Source organism: Alkalibacter rhizosphaerae (assembly GCF_017352215.1).
In the GTDB taxonomy this organism is placed as follows: domain Bacteria; phylum Bacillota; class Clostridia; order Eubacteriales; family Alkalibacteraceae; genus Alkalibacter; species Alkalibacter rhizosphaerae.
Window position 1 is genome coordinate 1,071,599 of the sequence record NZ_CP071444.1, and the last position, 20,385, is coordinate 1,091,983.

The window sequence follows — 20,385 nt, forward strand, 5'->3', positions numbered from 1 at the left end:
TATCAGATGCTATGACATATTTCCATATCGCCTCCAGAAATTTTCCGACAATAGAAAAACCGTTATCGGATTCATGTGGCATTGTTCCGATAACGGTGTTCTCATAACTTGTTTTCGCGATACTGTTATTCTTCGCTTCTCGATTTGTATCCTTTAGAACTGGAACGACTTTTTTCCGTCCTACCAGCTTTCTTCTTCATTTCGTTGTTTCTTCTCCTGTTTCTGGTTTGATCCTGAGTCCCGGGTTTTGTCGAAGTATTCCGTCGAATCGGTTTAGCAACAGGTTCAACATTTGTGTCTACCAATGGATATGGATGGTCACTTACTTCTTCGATGGATTTGGAGATCAAACGCTGAATGCCTTTTAACATCGATTTCTCATCATGGCTGCAAAAGGAAATGGCGATGCCCCCGTGACTGGCCCTGCCAGTACGACCGATACGATGTACATAGGTTTCCGGAACCTCCGGCAGATCAAAATTGATGACATGAGACAGCTCTTCGATATCGATGCCTCTGGCTGCAATATCTGTAGCCACAAGTATTCTGGTCTTTCTTTCCTTAAAATTCTTCAAGGCCAGCTGCCTTGCCGTTTGGGACTTGTTCCCGTGGATCGCTTCCGCATTGAACCCGGCTTTTTCCAAATACTTGACGATCTTATTGGCTCCATGTTTCGTTCTTGAAAACACCAGGGCCGATATGATGGCTTTGTTTTTCAATAAATGAGTAAGCAGTTTTGCTTTATTACCACGATCCACATAGTATAATTCCTGATTTATAATCTCCACCGTTGAGGATACCGGTGTGACCACTACCTTGGCGGGATCCTTCAATATGGAATTTGCCAGCTTCTCGATCTCAGCAGGCATGGTGGCGGAAAAAAACATGGTCTGTTTTTCCTGAGGCAGGTGTGTGATGATTTTTCGCACATCCAACAGCATACCCATATCCAGCATCATGTCCGCCTCGTCGAGCACGAAATATTTTACACTCTTTAAACTAACATATCTTTGGGTGATCAAATCCAGCAGTCTTCCAGGTGTGGCCACCAGTATGTCGATTCCCTTAGTCAGGTCTTTTGTTTGAGGGTGTTGCGATACACCACCATAGATCACCAGCGTCTTCAGATTCAAGTACTTGCCGTACTCTTTAAAACTATCGGATATCTGTATGGCCAATTCTCTGGTTGGTGCTACGACCAAGGCCTGGATCTGCCTGCGGCCCGGGGATGCTTTTTGCTGCAATGCAATGCCTTGCAAGATGGGGATAGCAAAAGCCGCCGTTTTCCCTGTGCCTGTTTGGGCACACCCTAATAGATCCTTGCCCATTAGAAGGGGCGGTATGGCTTTCGATTGGATCGCTGTCGGCTTTGTATACCCTTTCGTTTTTATGGCTTTCTTTATCGGTTCCATTAACTTTAAATCTTCAAATAACAATATATTTCTCCTTTTGATATTACATGAATGTATATCTTTTTCTATAGTATGCTTAGTATATCACTGTTAACAAAAGGAAATCCTTAAGTTATGCCAATATTCCCTTTTATTTCTACATAATACGGCTCTGGTCATAAAATCATTCGATATTTTACATCGATTTTCTGAGATATTTGGCAGTGATTGTTGAACTTTTTTCCACCATCTCTCTCACGGTTCCCTCAAATACGATCTCGCCACCGCCGCTGCCTCCATCCGGCCCAATATCAATGATGTGATCCGCATTTTTAATGACATCTTGATTGTGTTCGATGATGATCACCGTATTTCCCCTGTCAACAAATCTCTCAAACAGCTTCATGATCCCCTTGATATCAGAGGCGTGGAGCCCCGTGGTTGGTTCGTCCAGAATGAAAATGCTTCCCTGATCATCCAGATGTTTCGCAAGCTTCAAACGCTGCCGTTCTCCTCCCGATAAGGTGGACGTCGGTTGTCCCAGGGAAAGATATCCCAAGCCCACTTCCACCATCCGCCTAATTTGTTTTGCGATTCTATTCTGGCCTTTAAAGAAAACGAAAGCTTCTTCTGCCGACATGGCCAATATTTCCATGATGTTTTTTCCGTGATATTGAAAAGAAAGGGATTCTTTGTTAAAGCGATTTCCTTCACATTCTTCACAAACCGTAGTAACAGGGTCCATGAATACGAGCTCCGTAACAATGACGCCTCTTCCTTTGCATGCAGGACATGCGCCCTTGCTGTTAAAGGAAAATATCGATGCGCTCTGACCCGTTTCCTTTGAAATCACTTTTCTTATGGCATCGAAAAACCCCAGGAAGGTGGCTGGCGTTGAACGGCCTGTAGCTGTTATGGGAGACTGATCCACCAGCACCACATCGTCAACATGCTCTTTTGCAAATACATCCCGGATCAACGTGCTTTTTCCGGAACCGGCCACGCCGGTCACTACGGTCAGGACGTGGAGTGGAATATCCACCGATACATCTTTCAGGTTGTGACAAGTTGCATTGCGAACCGGCAGATACTTGTCGGGCACTCTTGGTTGCTCCTTGATCGGAAGGATCTCTTTCATCGCATTGCCGGTCCTGGTCCCGGATAAAAGAAGATCTTCGTAACTTCCTTCAAACAAAATTTCACCACCATGTTTCCCTGCAAGGGGCCCGACATCGATGATATGATCTGCAATACTTATGATATCTTTATCGTGTTCGACGACAAGGACGCTGTTTCCCTTGTCTCTAAGTTTTTGAAGCAAGTTGCACATGCGGTAAACGTCCCTTGGATGCATGCCCGTACTGGGTTCATCAAAAATGTATGTCATCCCAGTCAATGCACTTCCCATGTATCGCACCAGTTTCAGACGTTGGGCTTCTCCACCAGACAGGGTGGACGATTCCCGGTTCATGCTTAGATAAGGAAGGCCAATTTCGATCATTCTGCCTAAAGACGCCACCAAATCTTCGACAATGGTCGTCGCTCTTTTATCTTCGATTTTTGACAATGCTTCTCTTAAACTTGTAAACTCCATTTCACTCATTTCATGGATGTTTTTCTCGTTGATCCGACAGGAAAGGGTGTGATCGTTCAGTCTCTTGCCATGGCAGCTGGGGCATTTTTTTTGTATGATCAGGCTCAACAGCCTTTTTGCAGATGCTTCCCTGATCGCGGACGTATCCCGCATCAACACGGTTCTTCTGAGTTGTTGAACGATTCCCTCCACTTTTTTGTGGACCTGGTCTCCATTGGGCACTTTTGCCCCATAATATAGAATGTTCTTTTCTTCTTCCGAGTAATCCTTGAATTTCTTGTCAAGATCAAATACCTTCGATTCGGTGTATATCTTCCAATACCAGTTTCCCACACCGTAGGCTGGGAGCTTTACCATTCCCTCGTTCCAGGATTTTTCCGGATCCACCAACCCCTCCGTATCGATGTCTGTTATATTCCCCAAACCCGAACACTCGGGACACATCCCGTTGGGATCATTGAAGGAAAAGTAGGATGCAGTCCCAACGTAGGGCGCCCCGATCCGGGAGTACAACACTCGAAGCGCAGAATACAAATCGCTGATCGTACCAACCGTTGAACGGGCGTTGCCCCCTAGTCTGGACTGGTCCACGATGACCGATGCGGAAAGATTGTCGATATAATCCACTTTTGGTTTTTCATATTTTGGCATTCGTCCCCGGACCCATGCCGTATAAGTTTCATTCATCTGCCTCTGGCTTTCTGTTGCAATGGTATCAAATACGATACTTGATTTGCCGGACCCGGATACACCCGTGAAAACAACGATTTTGTTTTTGGGTATGGACAGAGAAATGTTCTTCAAATTGTTTTGGTGCAAACCCCTAATTTCGATTCGATCGTTCATGATCTCCACCGCCTATTTCCAATTTATCTTAAAATCAACAAGCAAAAATACCATTTCAATCCACACTTCGTTTCAATTATACTACTGCGTTTGTCTTTTTCAAAACTTAACTTATTTTGAAAAATAGTCAGTCATTTAATTTTATGATATGATGTTCTTGAAATCTTGCTTTCGCCAAATCTACGCGTAAAAACAGGAACGGACCAATCCAATTCAATAACAACGGAGGAATATTATGAAGAATGTTGTGATAACCGGCAGCACCAGAGGTATTGGTTTTTCCATGGCAATCGAGTTTTTGCAGGCCGGATGTAACGTGACCTTGTCTGGCAGAGGAGAATCCCTGCCTGAAGCAACAAAAGCAAAACTCTCTGATTTTGAGGAAAAATATATATATGTTCAATGCAATGTACAGGAAAAAGCCAAGGTACAAAATCTTTGGGATGTTTCCGTAGAAAAATGGCACAAGATAGATATCTGGATCAACAATGCGGGGCAAAATACTCCATATGTATATTCGTGGAAAACAGGAGAAAATTACACCGAAAGCATTATCAAAACCAATATTATCGGAATGATATTTGGCACACAAGTTGCCGCAGAGGGTATGCTGAATCAAGGTTATGGCGAAATATACAGCATGGAAGGCCTTGGCTCAAACAATATGATTCAGAAAAAGACAATATTGTACGGTACCACCAAACATGCTTTGAGCTATTTTATGAAGGGAGTTGCCAAAGAATTGGAGGGGACCGGTGTTATGGCAGGGCGTTTGTCCCCTGGTATGATGCTAACGGATTTTATCACGAAAACGCCAGACGGCGAGCAATCGGAGGTTATAACCGAAAAGCGGTTTAAAAAAGTGTTCAACACTTTGGCAGACAAACCAGATACAGTAGCAAAGTTTTTTATACCTAAAATATTGAGCAATAGGAAAAACAACGCTCAGATCATTTGGCTGACAAATAGAAAGGCAGCATGGCGGTTCATGACTTCAGCTTTTCGCAAAGACAGACTGATTTAAGTTTAGTAGAGAAATGTAAAACGTATAGTTGTGATTATAACTACATGCAAAAGTACAAGGAGTGTATTTATGAATACGATGCAGGTTCGCTGTTTTCTGACAGCAGCGCGATATCTTAATTTCACGGATAGCGCTGCCGAGCTGTTCATATCGCAACCGGCTTTAAGTCACAATATTTCGTCTTTGGAAGATGAGTTGGGAATAAAACTTTTTATCCGAGATAAAAAAAATAAAAATACCCGTCTTACGGCTGCGGGACAAATCATGTATGAAGGCTTGAAGGATATCCAGGGTCAGCTGGATTTGTTGGTAAAATACGCCAAGCAGACCCAGGAAGGCAAATCCGGATTTCTTCGGATCGGGCTTATCAGCAGCAACAGCATTGACGAACGTACCTTGTCCATTCTCGACAACTTTCAAGAGAAATATCCGGATGTGGATTTGACGCTGCGCAGGGGAAGCAACAGCGAACTGGTCCAATGGTTGCATAATCAGACACTGGATATTGCTTTCGCCTTGAAAATCGATGTGGAAAACAAGAATTGGTTGATGTTGAAGAGACTCTACAGCGTAGAATCGGTACTCATCCTTTCTGCAAAACATCCCCTGGCAAAGAAAAAAGATTTGTCGTTGATCGATTTTAAAGAGGAAACCTTTGTGACCCTTTCACCAAATGAATCCTACGCCATACATTCATTGTTGAAGCAGGAATGTGAAAAGGCCGGATTCACACCGAAAGTTATTGAAGCTCCCGATTTGAGTTCCCAAGCACTTTACCTGGAATCGGGCAAAGGGATCGCCATCAGCGGTATCAACAATACGGCAGTCCTCAACAATCTTACCACGACCTTACGACTGCGGGAACTAAAACCAATGGAACTGGTCATTGCTTCAAATCGATCCAATAACAATCCTTGCATCGAGTTGTTTCATTCTTATTATGAAAACAGGGAACAAACGGATGAATCTTTGTGATCCGCCCGTAATCTCGTTGCTTATGAGCACATAGAAAACATTGATTTCACGGACGGACAAAAACAAGTTAATATGTTTATAAATAGTCTCTTTCATGTTAGCCAACAAGTAAGAGACTACATTTTTATAAAGAAGGAGGCAAATCTGGTGAACTCTCAAGAAAAAGTGAAGGTGACGGAACAGGACAAACAGAAGTCTTATTACAAATACTACCTGGAATCGGTAGTAGAACCTCCATCGGAGAATATTCAGAAAGTATTGGCGGGCCCAATGGACCCAGCGAAAGCGCTGCCGATCCAGGAAAGAAATCGTCTTTTTGATGAAGGCTATTTCGAAGAAGAGGTCGGTTATTGCGTTATGCCTGATGGAACCGGTTACATCTCCAACCTGGTCAAAATGCCGGGAGTGACCGGAGAAATGTTTGACTGGTGGTTTGCCTGGCATGGCCAGGACAATTTGCGCTACACGATCTGGGACAATGAGGATCATTACCGGGCAGAATCCATGCAAAAAGCAAAAGGCCGGGATCCCATGCTTTCCTACAAGGAGCGATACTGGGATACGACCCACCTTGTTTACGAGGATGTGGGCATGGGACCTCAGAATATCGTGATCAACTTTAAAAACCCGGGAGACATGGGTTTTGATACCTCAAAAATCGGAACCAGCGCCTGCTCCACCATTGTCTGTGCCAATGGCAAAGCCATCATGTGTCATTTTGTCCGGGACATTGAAGGTGGCATAGAGCTGCGTACTCGATTCTGGATGGGATATACCTGCAAGAACAAAAAAATGTACAAAGTACTACCTGACGGAGTGCGAATGCCGGAAGAACCACTAAGAGCCCTTAATTTGCACAACATCAAAGAATTCAACAACCTGGCAGTTCTTTTGCCAAAGATCTTCCCCGAAGAACGGGATAATTTCTAGAAAGAGGTGTGGTCATGATTGATACGAAACATCGCATCATTTTTGATGCCGAAAAATGTGTCGGCTGCAAGCTTTGCTATAAAGCATGCTTTGTGGATGTAATACGCTGGGATGAAGAAAAAAAACAGCCTGTTTTCAAATATGTGGAAGACTGCGAACACTGCTTCTGGTGCGAAGCCATTTGCAATAAAGGATGCATCCAAGTTCTACCGGATTACGAAAGCGAAAAATTGTTGCAGACATTTGATCGATATCTTTAGAAAGGGGGGTTGAAAATGGATATAAAGATTGAACGAAAGAATATAAATACGGACATTTTGATCATAGGCGGTGGAATCGCCGGTCTAACGGCAGCTATCGCACTGAAGGAAACAAGCCCGGAAATGGATGTTCAAATTGTTGAAAAGCAGACGTCCGGCTATTCGGGAAAAGCCAATAAAGGTGGTGGTGTTCTCCAGTATTTTGACTTGGAAAAGATCAAGCCGGAAGATTTCACCGCATATCATGTCCAGGCTATCGGCTGCTACTTGGGCGATCAGGATCTCATGAAAAAATACGTCTCCATGAACAATGAAATGCTGGATAAACTGGTTGAGTGGGGTGCCGTATTGCCGAAACGTGAAGATGGCAGTTATGCCGTGATCCCAACCGGTCCGATGACGGCCATGATCGGCGTCGACTTGAATATCACGGTGAGACTCAGGAGAACAGCGGAGAAAATGGGTGTCCAGTTTTTGGACAAAGTGACCGTCTCCGATTTATTGACCAGTGAAAACAGAATCGCAGGAGCTTTAGGCTACAGCATCTTGGACGGAACAGTGTATGCCTTCCATGCAAAATCTGTCGTTCTGGCAACCGGAAGTCAAAACTACAGGATCGGACCTATGTGGAGCAGCGGCAGAGGAGACGGCATTGCTGCCGCATATCGTGCCGGTGCAGAAATGCGAAATCCTGAGTTTGGAAACTTTGCCCAATTGGTCAAGGTCCGCAGCCATAATGAAGTAGTGTTCGGTGAAAATCACATGTACAATCAACTGGGCGAACATGTGACAAAAAATTTCCGATCCGGCCCGGAACCGGATATCAGCAGTTCTGCAATTGCTGAGTGGTTTCAACAAATGTCGGAAGCAAATGGACCCATTGTCTTGAAACTCGACAATGACGGGGGCGGTTTGCATAAGGTTTGGGATCGTCCATACGGGCAGGATTTTTGGTCATTGAATAGAAAATCGGCAGAAAACGTGGATGTGGATAATGAAGTTTGCCCGATGTTGATTGGAGAACAGTCTCCCGTGAAAGTCGGTCATGACATGCAAACTACCATACCTGGACTGTACGCCATTGGAGACGTCAGCTACTGTGGTTCCGCAGCTCCCGGTGCGGTTCCTGCACCTCCAGGACGAAACCGGGGATCCGGTATTTTAAATGCTGTATTTGCCGGTATCCTTTGTGCGGAAGGCGCTTCTGAAAATGCAATGAACATAACGGTTCCCGCCCTTGATGAAGAACAGGTGGATAACTGCATAGCCAAGACCTTCGCACCTTTGGCACGGGAATCGGGTTCGGATCCAAAAGAGATCATTCGTTTGATCCAACAGGCTGTTGGTCCCATGGAACGCTCCGTTTACATGAGTGATCATCGCATCGAAACCGCTTTGAAATATGTGATGAAAGCAAAAGAACTGTGCGAAACGTTGAAAGCCAATGACTTCCACGAGCTTCTTTCCTGTCATGAAGCAGCCGCCATGGTACTCTCGGCAGAGATGCAGTTCCGGGCAGCGGATATGCGGAAAGAATCAAGAGGTTGGTTCATGCGTGAAGATTACCCGGATATGGATAATGAAAACTGGTTAAAATGGATCATCGTAAAGAAACAGGGTGATTCCATGGAATTCAGTACGGAAGACGTTCCATACGAGAAATGGTCCGTACAACCCAGCAAGGTGCAATAACAGCTTCCAGACATGACGAAAAAATTGCCGCATTAACAGGGCTTCCTGATTTGCATACCTCCAGCAACATGCCTGGTGGAAATGCAATGGCTGGAAGCCCTTTGTTTTGGTTAGTCAGGATGGCATTACGCGTACTTCTTACAAGTAGAAAATTTTTTCAACATTAGAAATATGGGTACAAATCCTATTGAGAAAAAATATGATGTGGAGGAAATTTTTATGCAGATCCATGAATTAGTAAATGAATATGCAAGGCCTTACTCACCCTATATGGGAAACTTCGTCAACCATTTGCCGATGGGACAGCTGGCACTATATCAAATGAATAGGAAGTTAGAGGACATTAAATCGTATTCTGATTATTATGTAAACCATTTTAATATTGATTTGGCAAAAACGAACTATCCTAAAGTACATTCCATTGAAGAGTGCCTTGGAAAAAGAGATTTATATGAGTCTTGCCTGGATGCAGTGAGGGAATCTATTGAAGCAGAAGGGATGGACAAGGTGATCAGAAGGATCTTGAATCATTATTCCTACGGACTGTCTTCCGGTCTTTTTCATACATCTATTCGACTGTTTTATGCTGTAGAAGGTTTTAAAGTTGACCATGGTCTTAAAGAAGAGGTTGCCAGAGCGCTGGCATATTATGTGACAGGATATAAGGAAGCAAAGAAATTCAGAAATAAAATCGAAGGTCCTGAATTCAAGGACCAGATAAAGAACTTGATCCAGGATCTCTATATCAATAACTTGACGGAATCCAAATCATCCATGGGGCAAAAGATGAATGCCTTGTACCATGACTCGAAATATTTGGACAAGGGTTTTGTCATCGCAGGAGATGAGGAAGAAAAGATCCGAACATTGTTAGGACTTACATTACCCATGCATGATCATTATCAAAATATCATTATCCTTCATTGTACAACAGGACTTCACGCACTTATTGGACTTAAGGATTATTTTGATGATTTCTCTGAGATCCTTGACATCATGTCAACTTGTATCATCACCCACTTGTTGACAATAGATGGGCTGGAGGTCCAAGATATTAGCCCTGAATCACCAGAGAAAAAATGGGAAGACGTTATAGCACTCGGGTGTAATTCAAAAAACGTCCACACAATAAAATACACATATACCTGCAGCAAGCTGGACAAGCTGTATGCCTTGCCCACCTTAAAAAAATCCGCTATACGAAAAATAACTAGTGAATAAAATGGAATCAAAACAACAGAATGCTTTAGTTGAAACTGCCATCCCAAACCGGCATGTTTTCGATGTATTGCTCCTCTACTGCCGGAACATAATAGGCACCATAGCTGTTGAGCCCGTTTTCACGCTTCATATCCGGAAGTTCTACGTAGAATTTGTAATAAGGCATGAACAGTTTATCGGTCCTGCTCAACCGATAAACCAACTCCATCTTTTTCACATGTTCTTTGCCGGCAAACTCCTGGGGCACCGATGTGACGTAGTTTCCAGCCTCAAGCAGGGCAAGTGCCTCTTCCCCGTCAACGATTGGGTAATCGCCTACAACTTCACTCAAGTCTGTTTCATACTTCCTTGCAAGAAACAATGCCCCATCGTCGTTGCAGTAAAACTCCAACGTATTGAAATGATAATTTAAAATGGCCTGCACCCCATCGCTGCTTTTTTCATAAAAAGCGATCCTGTATGATTGCTCCCCATAGATGTTGAAGTCTCCCCCGGAAACATTGATCATGGGATCTTTCATCCCGATGAACGCTGCAAATTCGTCTTTTAAATACTCTGCCACCTTGTAGGTTTCGTCATATGTTGCGTAGTAGGTAAAATTGTACTCCTCCGGCAGCTCCACAGGGACCTTGAAATCCACTCTTGCCGTATTGCTTGTATCCACTTCCACTATATATTTTTCATCTTCCATGAAAAACCTTGTGGCATCAAAGTATCCATCTGGCACCGTGCCACCCAGTTTATCCGTGATATCCTTTTGGGTTTCCTTGTCAGGGACATCATTTGTGATCGGTATGTTTTTCGCATCCATGCCAAGATCTTCCGCTGTTTCCACTAAGAGCTTTTCCATCCGTTTATAGTCTGGATCTTCCACATGCTGCATTTCATCATATGCAAATTTGTTTTTTATGACAGGCAAATGGGTGATGCTCATGTCTTCATTCCAAGGATTGGCATTTGTCAGATCTGAAATATCATAGGCCATATATCCCTCGAAGCCCATCCCGCCAGCAAATTCCGTATCTATGGTGAGCATGGGCAGGTTTGGATTTGGATCCGTTGTCGTGTCGTCTCTGTTCAAAAGAGAAAGGACCGATATTACAAGGACAAAACAAGCTGCAACAGCGAGCCCTTTCCTATACAACGGTTTTCTTGATTTCGCCATATTCCCAACATCTGAAATGATATCATCATCTATATTTGTGATCTTTTCGTATAGATCTTTCCCTCTCATAGTTCCAAACCCTCACTTTGAAAATGTTTTTTCAATTTGTTTCGTGTCCTCATGAGCATGGACTTGGTTTTGCTTTCGCTTATGCCGAATTGGTTGGCCACTGCCTTGATCGGTTCAGAATACCAATACCTTGTCACAAACACGTCTCTTTCTTCTTTTCCCAAGGCTTTTAGAAACCTGCTGATACTTTCCGCAAGCTTCGTCTCTTTTATTCTGCATTCCTCATCCCTTGGCGAGGGTATGCACTCTTCGATTTCTTTTGTCAGCTCCACTACATTTGCATAGCGCTTTTTTGCATGGTTTTTATTGTAAAGATTTATGGACAAATTCCGTGTGATTTTTGCCAAATAGGAGAACAGGTATTTCTTAGGAGACCTGGGCGGTATGCTGTTCCATGCGGACATATATGTATCGTTCTCGCATTCTTCCGCATCCGAAATGTTTCGAACTATGTTGAATGATATTCGTTGAAGCCGACCTCCATACTTGACGGACGACTCTGCAATTGCTTTTTCGTCTCTTTGCAGATACAAATCCACGATCATTTCATCCTCCATGGAAAAACCTCCTTCACCCTATATAACAAAATCTCTTCCTATTTGGTTGCATCTGAATATTTTTACATCATCTAAAGACTATCCTAACATAGGGGCCTTGAAAATTAAACCACGGTAAACAATTGATTGTTTGTATGTTTCATTATATAATTTACCCTATAAGTTACAATGTTTTGGTGCATGAATTCTGTCAAACTAATTAAGCAAGGAGAAAGCCATGTATAAAATTTTACGAAAGCAAACATTAAATGAACAAGTGAAGCTTATGGAGATTGAGGCTCCCCTAATTGCCAAGAAGGCAAAAGCAGGACAGTTCATCATACTGCGCGTCCATGAAAATGGAGAACGTATACCACTGACGATCTCCGACTATGATGCGGCCAAAGGCACCATCACCATCATCTTCCAGGAAGTCGGCAAGACGACGATGCTCCTTGGCACCCTTGAAGAAGGAGACTCCCTCCAGGATTTTGTCGGTCCACTTGGCAAAGCCTCCCATTTCCCTGAAGATATTAAGAAAGCGGCAATTATTGGAGGCGGTCTCGGTACGGCAATTGCTTATCCCCAAGCGAAAGAACTTCACCGGTTAGGCGTTGAAGTGACAAGCATCGCAGGGTTTCGAAATAAAGATTTGGTCTTACTTGAAAAAGAGCTCCATGAAGTCTCCGACAAAGTCATTATCACCACGGATGATGGATCCAATGGAAACAAGGGATTCGTCACAGACGCACTTAAAAATGAAATTGAATCGGGGGAAAATTTTGATCTTGTCATTGCCATAGGTCCCTTGATCATGATGAAGTTTGTATCACAGCTTACGAAGCAATACGGAATTAAAACCATAGTCAGCATGAATTCCATCATGATCGACGGAACAGGAATGTGTGGTGGATGCCGAGTGACCGTAGCAGGTGAGACGAAATTTGCTTGTGTGGACGGTCCTGATTTTGACGGACATGAAGTGGACTTTGACCAGGCAATGCGAAGACAGGGTATGTATAAAGAACCGGAAAGCGAAGCCTGCAATCTTTTCAAAGGAGTAGAATAATGCCAAATATGCAAAAAGAAAAAACAAAAATGCCTGAACAGGAACCAAAAGTCCGTGCGAGAAATTTTGAAGAAGTTGCACTTGGATACACGGAAGAGATGGCGATCAATGAGGCCAATCGCTGTCTTCAATGCAAACACCAGCCTTGTGTAAAAGGTTGCCCGGTCATGATACAGATCCCGGATTTCATCGCTCTCATCGCACAAGGAAAACACATCGAAGCTTACGAAAAGATTCGGGAAACGAACGGTCTTCCGGCAATTTGCGGAAGAGTGTGTCCGCAAGAAGAACAATGCGAGATGCTTTGCGTTAGAGGCATCAAGGATGAACCTGTAGCCATCGGCAGATTGGAACGTTACTGTGCAGACTATGCCATTGCAGCAGGTGTAGAGCCGCTCACATGCAAATGCACCTTGGGTAAAAAAGCAGCCATCATCGGCTCCGGCCCAGCCGGTCTCACCTGTGCAGCAGATCTTGCCAAAGAAGGCGTGGATGTGACCATATTTGAAGCATTCCACACACCTGGCGGTGTATTGAAATATGGAATTCCTGAATTCCGGCTCCCAAAATCGTTGGTTCAAAAAGAAATCGACTCTCTGGTAGATATGGGAGTAAAAATAGAAACCAACATGGTGATGGGCAAGATCCTTGATATCGACGATTTAAAGGAGATGGGGTTTGAGACCATATTCATCGGCACCGGTGCAGGACTTCCAAGCTTCATGAACATTCCAGGCGAAAATTACAATGGTGTCTATTCATCCAACGAGTTTTTGACGCGGATCAATCTTATGAAAGGTTACAAATATCCGGAGTACGATACACCTGTCATCCGCCACAAAAAGGTGGCAGTAGTCGGTGGAGGAAACGTAGCCATGGATGCAGCAAGATGCGCCATGCGCTTGGGTGCAGAGCAGGTTTATATCATCTATCGAAGAAGCGAAACGGAAATGCCTGCAAGAAATGAAGAAATCGAACATGCAAAAGAAGAAGGCATCGAATTCAATCTCTTGATGAACCCAGTGGAAATCTTGGGTTCGGAACAAGGCGATGTGACCGGTATCCGAGTCATCCGAATGGAGCTCGGGGAACCCGACGCTTCCGGTCGACGAAGACCGGTACCAATAAAAGGTTCAGAATTCGATATCGAATTGGATGCTGTGGTGGTGGCCATCGGCCAAAGCCCGAACCCGCTAATGAGGGAAGCTACTCCGGATCTAAAGACCCACAGCTGGGGTGGCATAATCGTTGACGAAGAGACTGGGGCGACTTCCATTGAAGGGGTATACGCCGGCGGCGATTCTGTTTCAGGCGCGGCCACCGTCATACTGGCAATGGGGGCTGGAAAAGCGGCTGCGAAAGCCATGCTTGAGTATATGACCAAAGAATGATCCATTGAAAAACTCCCGCTCAACAAAAGGTTGAAGCGGGAGTTTTTATTTAAATTCATCTCACTTGTTTTTTGATTTTTCTCCTTCCGCATTTTCCAAATTTTCCATGACACGAAACCGGACGATCTTGTCTATGAGGTCATACGGAATGGGTTTGTTTAGTGGGAAGTTGACAGAGCCTTTTGCTCGTTTGTATGGCGCCAGCTCTTCATCAAAGGAAGCAATACCGCTAGGGGTAGGGTAAAAGCCGATATGGTTTTTAAAAGCGCCAAAATGCACCAGATTCCCAAACAAATAGAATGTGGGCAACTGATAACTGATCTTCTCCGTAGCTTCAGGAGCTGCTTCCAGGACGATCTTTCTGATCTTTTTCAGCTTTTCCTGAACCTCCGTTGGAAACTGGGCGATGTATTCGTCAATATTTTGGGGGCTATCTGCTTTCTTGTCCATTTTTGTTTTCCTCCTATTCAACGCTGGGTCTCTTTCAGCAAATCTTCCGGAGCGACCCCCAATAGTTTTGCCAGTGCGATAAGATTTGAAGTGCTTGGGTCAGAGACACCACTTTCCCATTTGGATACTGCTTGTCTGCTTACACCCAAAGTTTCCGCTACAAATTCCTGCGTCATTTTGCATTCCATCCGGTATTTTTTTATAATTTCACCCAATGATTTTGCTGTTTCTGCTTTTTCCTCTCTAACCGGTTTTGCGTTGGTGTACTTTTTCAATGCTTTGATCATCAGTATGAAGAAGTAGATCAAGGCTCCGCATAGCACCAGCAGCACTACAATATTAAAGACTTGATGAAAGATTTGCCAGATTATATCAAATTTCATACGCCGTCCTCCTTCTCGCTGATAGTGTAGCAGAATACCTTGGTTGCTTCCATCAACTATGGCGCAACTTTGTGGTTGCATCGACTGGATGAAATAGAAAATCGAATTCATCTACCAATAACATTGTGCCGATAACAGTTTCATTTTTCTCTAATCCACTCCGCCTTTTCTCTGGTTATCACATGGATCCATATTTGCGATTCGTGTTTTTACCCTTGAACTACCCCCGCTTAACCAAAGGTTTGAAGCGGGAGATTCCGATTCATGGAACCGGACATTCCTGTTCGCAAAGAGTTTGGGATTTAAGTTTCCCCCTGTCATCCAGGGTCCCCTTATCCGATGGATCTTGATCGCTCAGGCAACCGTGATCCTTGCAGGGTGGTTCAAGCACCCATTATCCCTCCACCCGGCAACGGGCATGGGGATTACATGTTTGTCATAGACCCTTAAGATGTTTAAGGATCCGTTGATGTCGCTGTTTACCAGTTGTTGATTCTGGGTCTGGAAGAGTCCTCTTTGGATACGCCGACTCTTGTCGTAGGAGCCTTTCTCCACCGGTTCCAGGTCGTAGGCACTGACTCCGGAGGTGTAGGCTTCTTTTACCACTACCACGTCCATCCCCACCAGGGCTGCTTTGTACCTGATCATCTCCACCAGTCGCTGGACGGAGATCTGGACAAACCCCTTGACGGGAGAATGCTGCTTGATTCCTTTGAGATCTCCCAGGGTGTATTCTTGCCTAAGTTGATAAAAAACCACCTCTTCAGTTTTGAGATGATTTTATCGTTCAAGAGTTGCTATGAATATGTGTACTGGAATATGCGCTTGCATTTTTACTGGATGATCCTACCTTCAGAATCAAACTTTGTAACTATATCAACTTTACCATCAAAGTCTGTATCTTCCATCTGTAAATCAGCATATTCACCATCTACCATTCGAATCCAGAAATCCTTCATACCATCATTATTCTTATCCCAACTTACAAATTGAAGTTGTTCATCTTTGTAATACATTCTTCTCTCTTTTTCGTTGTTTGCATCATCATATATCCGATTAAACGACACTGTTTCTCCATCGAAACTTACGGATCCTTCGAAGTCAACACCCTCAGAATTCGATTTGATTTGGGAAGCCTCATCAACAACTTCAAAGGACTGCTCTTTCCCGCATCCTACAAAGCTTATGAGTAATACAATAAAACAAATGAATATCATTGACTTGCGCATTGTTACTCCTCCTTCACTTTATAGTGACACTCTCTTTTATGCTTTCTTTCAATGTTTCTGCATATTGTTGTAAAGCACCTAATATCGTAGCATATTCACTTTCATAGGTCCCGCCACCAATATATATATATACAACATAGGGTTCATCCAATTCAAGATAAACACCTCTAGAATAATCATATTCTGGTTTTTGGGGGTAAGTTTGGTATACATATTTCACATTAATCTTCTGATTTGTGTCTGAATCTTCAATTTGCGAAAATCCTTTCTCGTTATTTCCACTATAACCAGATTCTATAATATCAATTTCACTCATGGCATTTTTTAAATCATAATCAGATGAGGAATCAAAGTCATAACTTTCATGATTCGGATTTATATAAACAAAGGCAAACCTGACGTTGCTCTTCATTTCAACAATATTCTCAGAATTAGGGTATTCCTTAATAGCACTATAATTTACCTCATAGGATGCCCTTAACGTATCATGGTTTAAAATATCGGGATCATTTTTAGTAATTTCATAACCTAAACCTTCTAATTCAGGAACATTTACTTCTGCTGGAAATATTTCTATAGGATTTAAATTAGCCTTATCCGTATTGCCATTATTCGTGTTGGATTGATCTTTCTTAGAATTTTTAAGCATATCATATACACGATCTTTTTCAGCTTGATTGAATTTTTCTCGTTCATCAAACAAGCTCATCATCGTTGTTTCTAATTTTTTGACTTCTTTACGCATATCACTACATACACTGTAACTTTCTGCAATGGAGATATCCAGTTGCCTGTTTTTCAAATGACCTGCGGCAAGTTTATCAATGTCCTCTTCAGATAATTTAACGTTATCAACTTCATTGGATAATTTGATATCAGGAATAATTTCATCAACCATCGCTTCAGCGGTCTCTTCAAAGTCAAGCCCACTGCTTAATAATGTTATACCACCCGTTCGTATTACTTTTTGAGATTTGGTATGGTCATTTGGGTTAAAATGATCGACTAAACCAATCATTTCGCCCAAAACTTGAATATTCGATGTAGCCTCTAAGATATTCTCAGCACCTGATTTTGCAACATCCGCGGCTGAGTTAGCCGTATCATAAGTAAAATATGCCATTCGTATAAGCGATTTAACAATATTGCCGCGATGTCTACTTACCAATGCTCGTTTATACTCTATTTCCTCTAGTCTGGATTTTCGTTCCATCTCTAAAATTAGTTCGAGATAAAGGATCTCACTACCAATTTTCTCAATTTCATTATCCAATTTAATTGCTTGTTGCACTTCATAGCTCCTAGATTCAAGTGGAATATTATCATCAAAATCAGAATATTTAATCCAGTCTCGTTCAAAAACCTCCATGTTTATGTCGCCTTTTTCATCAAATAGTTCATCAGCCCACACGCTGCCTAGAGACCAAAAGATTAATAGAAAAGATAGTAAAAATATGATTCCACGTTTACGTTTCAACCGCCGATACATTGGCAACTCTCCCATATTTTTTTAAAAAATTTAATGTTTACTCTTGTTCTTATCTTTTTACTCATGTTCATTGAATGCAATTCTATTATTTTCTTACCCTTTAACAGGTTATCAAAGCAAATAGTACTATTTTTTTGGATACAAAACCATCTATTTGATCATTTGACATCACATTGAAAATTATAAATATCAAAATTTCCTAGCCAGGTTCATATTTATGTATAAATTCTCTCGGTTGTAGAATCAAGCAGCAAAACCATATTAAAGGCTTGGCGGCGGACTGTTTCAACGTGCGGTATCACCTTACTCTTATACAATTTAACAGATGCAATGTCTACAGGAGAAAAAAATCATTTCCTCTCCCCCCACTAAACCAAAGTATCAGTTTTTATTGATGGTCTTTACTAATCTTTGTAAAAATACAAACCCGATTATAAAGTACATCGATTCCTATTTCATCCAGTTGGGAATTCTTTGAACTTTGGTACAGTCTCAAGTTCGGCATCCCAGTTCGCTTTGCTTGCATAATAAATATGTCCTTGCGGCTTAATGTTCAAATCACTGTCAATACTTCCTGCAGGCACAACCAACAATTCCCCATCCATTTGAATATTTGGCAAAGCCGATCCACAATTGGTACAAAAACTTTTTATATGCCCTTCTCCTCGAAAATTGAAGGTTTTAGATTTTTCTTGACCAGACAACCATCTTAACTTGGCTGTAGAAGAAAATAGATTAGCTGCATGAGCTGAACCTGTATCTTTGCGGCATCGTCCGCAATGGCAAAGATAAAAATTATCAAAATTTCCTTCTATTTCGAAAGTAACTTCACCACAAAGACATGATCCTGTATATTTCATAATCAACTCTCCCTTCTTAATAATCGGTAATTGTCAACATAGTTGTCGCTTTTCTCAAATATGCTAGCATGCTTTTTCACTGTTTTTTTCTTTTGATGGATTCAGCCAAACGGCTTGTTCCATGGTGCAGTTTTGAACCGGTCCGGTCCATCGTTCAGGGTTCTTTGCCTTTGCAGTTTCCAGTATTTCTTTTCTTCTTTGAAGGATCTCATCGGACGATCCATTGTGTCTTTGGTTGGGAGTCAAAAATTTCAAGCTGCTGTGGTGGTGGTCATTATTATAATAATCAACGAAGGCATCGACCCATCTGCGGGCAGTTTCAATATCTGAAAATCCATTATGGGGAAAAGATGGCATGTATTTGACCGTTCGGAACATTGACTCAATATAAGCATTGTCATTGCTCACTCTTGGCCTGCTGTTGGATCGCACGATCCCTAGATTATACAGCGTTGTCAACAAGGAAGCACCTTTCATCGGACTTCCGTTATCAGAATGTAACACCAAAGGCTCGTTCTTCATCAATACATTTTCAGAGTACGCAGCCTTCTTCACAAGAACACTGGCGTTTTCAGAACTCTCGTGATCCCAGATCTCCCAGCCAACCACTTTGCGGCTGAATAAATCAATGATCATGTACAGGTAATAGTATATTCCTTTCACGGGACCGGGAAGCCAGGTGATATCCCACATCCAGACCTGATTGGGGCCTGTTGCACAATGTGTTGTAATATTCTTGCTTATGGGTGCTTTTGCATAGCCCCGATGATTGACTTGACCAAAATATCTCAAGACCCGATAAAAACTTGAAACCGAAGCGATATATATTCCTTCTTTATCAATGAGCTTATGAAAGACTTGATTTGGTGAAAGGCTTCGATGTTCCTTTTGGTTCATCACCTCCAGGATCCTCTTCTCCTCCTCCAAATGCAGCTTGTTTGCAGGTATGGGTCTTAGCGCATCCGGACGACCGTCTTTTGTATCGTTACCTTGAACTTTCCAGCGCTGGTAGGTCCTCTCGCTGATACCGACGACTTCGCAAGCCTTGAACTGTCTGGCTCCAGAAAGGACTGCTTCGTCGATGGCCACAACCACTTTGATGCGATTTGATTGGCTGGTCAATCTTCCTCGTCCGAACTCCAAATCGCTTGCATCTTTTTTTTTAATACCAAGAGTGCGGCAGCTTCGGCAAGAGCTTTCTCCTTGCGCTCCAGTTCCTTTTTTGTAAGTTTAAGCTCTGCTTGACTGTCCTTGAGTTCTTTTTTGACCTTGGATTCTTCAGCTGTTTCACCGGTGATGAATGCTTGCTTCCAGACTTCGATTTCCTCCGCATATATGCCTTTGCGTCGGCAATATTCTGAGAGCTCATGGTTGTTGAGTGGACTGGTCTCAATAATGATTTGCAACTGCATTTCTTTAGAATATTTTTGTTTGGAGCCTGCATGATCCTGATAGACCGTCCCTTTGGATTTTGCCTTTTTACGCCATTTATACAGGGTTTGTTCATGAACATGATACTCATCAACCAGTTCCTTAATGGACCTGTTTTCGGGTGGTAACATCAACTTGATTAATTTGTCTTTAAATTCTTTACTGTAGGTAGCCATATTGATCCTCTCTCTCTCTTGGCTACTAGCATATAATATTTTTGATCACCCGACAACTATCCTAACACAGGGGGTAATCCATTGATTCATTCCAAGTTATTGATATTTTAGGGGTTTATTAATTTTTCTTATGCTCAATTGCGTTATAAAACTGCATTTTTAAGCGCATTTTTCATGCAAATTTAGACCTCCCTTGACAATACC

Annotated in this window: 20 protein-coding genes; 8 read left to right on the forward strand and 12 right to left on the reverse strand. The window is 42.6% G+C overall.

Annotated elements, in window-relative coordinates; all coding sequences use genetic code 11:
* Window positions 1-125: 125 nt before the first annotated feature.
* Together J0B03_RS05285 and J0B03_RS05290 are read right to left on the reverse strand one after the other, a co-directional pair.
* Window positions 126-1,436, reverse strand: coding sequence for a DEAD/DEAH box helicase (locus J0B03_RS05285; RefSeq protein ID WP_207300811.1), 1,311 nt, complete (start codon window positions 1,434-1,436; stop codon window positions 126-128).
* A gap of 151 nt (window positions 1,437-1,587) precedes the next feature.
* On the reverse strand, window positions 1,588-3,831 hold the full coding sequence (locus J0B03_RS05290) for an ATP-binding cassette domain-containing protein (RefSeq protein WP_207300812.1): 2,244 nt from the start codon (window positions 3,829-3,831) through the stop codon (window positions 1,588-1,590).
* Window positions 3,832-4,066: 235 nt separating this feature from the next.
* Here J0B03_RS05290 and J0B03_RS05295 point away from each other — a divergent pair, with 235 nt between their 5' ends.
* The 6 genes from J0B03_RS05295 to J0B03_RS05320 all read left to right on the forward strand — a co-directional run bounded on the left by J0B03_RS05295 (window position 4,067) and on the right by J0B03_RS05320 (window position 9,933).
* On the forward strand, window positions 4,067-4,855 hold the full coding sequence (locus J0B03_RS05295) for an SDR family NAD(P)-dependent oxidoreductase (RefSeq protein ID WP_207300813.1): 789 nt from the start codon (window positions 4,067-4,069) through the stop codon (window positions 4,853-4,855).
* Window positions 4,856-4,924: 69 nt separating this feature from the next.
* Window positions 4,925-5,830 carry a LysR family transcriptional regulator gene (locus J0B03_RS05300; RefSeq protein WP_207300814.1) on the forward strand — a complete coding sequence of 302 codons (906 nt, stop codon included), beginning with the start codon at window positions 4,925-4,927 and terminating at the stop codon, window positions 5,828-5,830.
* A 147-nt stretch (window positions 5,831-5,977) separates the two neighbouring features.
* Window positions 5,978-6,760 carry a DAPG hydrolase family protein gene (locus tag J0B03_RS05305; RefSeq protein ID WP_246798198.1) on the forward strand — a complete coding sequence of 261 codons (783 nt, stop codon included), beginning with the start codon at window positions 5,978-5,980 and terminating at the stop codon, window positions 6,758-6,760.
* A gap of 14 nt (window positions 6,761-6,774) precedes the next feature.
* Entirely contained in the window at window positions 6,775-7,020 is a 246-nt protein-coding gene (locus tag J0B03_RS05310; RefSeq protein ID WP_207300816.1) for a 4Fe-4S dicluster domain-containing protein, read from the forward strand.
* A 15-nt stretch (window positions 7,021-7,035) separates the two neighbouring features.
* The gene (locus J0B03_RS05315) at window positions 7,036-8,712 is read left to right on the forward strand and encodes an FAD-dependent oxidoreductase (protein ID WP_207300817.1); all 1,677 of its coding nucleotides are present in this window, start codon (window positions 7,036-7,038) and stop codon (window positions 8,710-8,712) included.
* A 219-nt stretch (window positions 8,713-8,931) separates the two neighbouring features.
* Window positions 8,932-9,933 carry a questin oxidase family protein gene (locus tag J0B03_RS05320; RefSeq protein ID WP_207300818.1) on the forward strand — a complete coding sequence of 334 codons (1,002 nt, stop codon included), beginning with the start codon at window positions 8,932-8,934 and terminating at the stop codon, window positions 9,931-9,933.
* A gap of 25 nt (window positions 9,934-9,958) precedes the next feature.
* On the opposite strand, the gene J0B03_RS05325 is transcribed toward J0B03_RS05320, so the two are convergent.
* Both J0B03_RS05325 and J0B03_RS05330 read right to left on the reverse strand, forming a co-directional pair.
* Window positions 9,959-11,014 (reverse strand): hypothetical protein, encoded by a 1,056-nt coding sequence (locus J0B03_RS05325; RefSeq protein WP_207300819.1) that lies wholly within the window; start codon window positions 11,012-11,014, stop codon window positions 9,959-9,961.
* 149 nt (window positions 11,015-11,163) lie between these two features.
* Window positions 11,164-11,724, reverse strand: a complete 561-nt coding sequence (locus J0B03_RS05330; protein ID WP_207300820.1) for an RNA polymerase sigma factor — start codon at window positions 11,722-11,724, stop codon at window positions 11,164-11,166.
* Window positions 11,725-11,941: 217 nt separating this feature from the next.
* On the opposite strand from J0B03_RS05330, the gene J0B03_RS05335 reads away from it, so the two are divergent.
* Both J0B03_RS05335 and gltA read left to right on the forward strand, forming a co-directional pair.
* Window positions 11,942-12,772 carry a sulfide/dihydroorotate dehydrogenase-like FAD/NAD-binding protein gene (locus J0B03_RS05335; RefSeq protein ID WP_207300821.1) on the forward strand — a complete coding sequence of 277 codons (831 nt, stop codon included), beginning with the start codon at window positions 11,942-11,944 and terminating at the stop codon, window positions 12,770-12,772.
* Window positions 12,772-14,163 carry an NADPH-dependent glutamate synthase gene (gene gltA / locus J0B03_RS05340; protein WP_207300822.1) on the forward strand — a complete coding sequence of 464 codons (1,392 nt, stop codon included), beginning with the start codon at window positions 12,772-12,774 and terminating at the stop codon, window positions 14,161-14,163. The genes J0B03_RS05335 and gltA overlap by 1 nt, the downstream gene beginning before the upstream one ends.
* A 60-nt stretch (window positions 14,164-14,223) precedes the next feature.
* Here gltA and J0B03_RS05345 read toward each other — a convergent pair whose 3' ends face one another.
* The 8 genes from J0B03_RS05345 to J0B03_RS05380 all read right to left on the reverse strand — a co-directional run bounded on the left by J0B03_RS05345 (window position 14,224) and on the right by J0B03_RS05380 (window position 20,181).
* Window positions 14,224-14,613: an iron chaperone gene (locus J0B03_RS05345; RefSeq protein ID WP_207300823.1), complete on the reverse strand. Its 390-nt coding sequence runs from the start codon at window positions 14,611-14,613 to the stop codon at window positions 14,224-14,226.
* A gap of 17 nt (window positions 14,614-14,630) precedes the next feature.
* Entirely contained in the window at window positions 14,631-14,996 is a 366-nt protein-coding gene (locus J0B03_RS05350; protein WP_207300824.1) for a helix-turn-helix domain-containing protein, read from the reverse strand.
* A 354-nt stretch (window positions 14,997-15,350) separates the two neighbouring features.
* Window positions 15,351-15,755: a zinc ribbon domain-containing protein gene (locus J0B03_RS05355; RefSeq protein ID WP_207300825.1), complete on the reverse strand. Its 405-nt coding sequence runs from the start codon at window positions 15,753-15,755 to the stop codon at window positions 15,351-15,353.
* 74 nt (window positions 15,756-15,829) lie between these two features.
* The gene (locus tag J0B03_RS05360; RefSeq protein WP_207300826.1) at window positions 15,830-16,225 is read right to left on the reverse strand and encodes a hypothetical protein; all 396 of its coding nucleotides are present in this window, start codon (window positions 16,223-16,225) and stop codon (window positions 15,830-15,832) included.
* 13 nt (window positions 16,226-16,238) lie between these two features.
* Window positions 16,239-17,714 (reverse strand): hypothetical protein, encoded by a 1,476-nt coding sequence (locus tag J0B03_RS05365; protein WP_207300827.1) that lies wholly within the window; start codon window positions 17,712-17,714, stop codon window positions 16,239-16,241.
* Window positions 17,715-18,169: 455 nt separating this feature from the next.
* A complete protein-coding gene (locus J0B03_RS05370; RefSeq protein WP_207300828.1) occupies window positions 18,170-18,574 on the reverse strand; it encodes a GFA family protein in 405 nt (134 codons plus the stop codon).
* Between the two features lie 63 nt (window positions 18,575-18,637).
* Entirely contained in the window at window positions 18,638-19,696 is a 1,059-nt protein-coding gene (locus J0B03_RS05375; protein ID WP_207299438.1) for an IS3 family transposase, read from the reverse strand.
* Entirely contained in the window at window positions 19,693-20,181 is a 489-nt protein-coding gene (locus J0B03_RS05380) for a transposase (protein ID WP_207300606.1), read from the reverse strand. Before J0B03_RS05380 ends, J0B03_RS05375 begins: the two co-directional genes overlap by 4 nt.
* Window positions 20,182-20,385 lie beyond the last annotated feature (204 nt).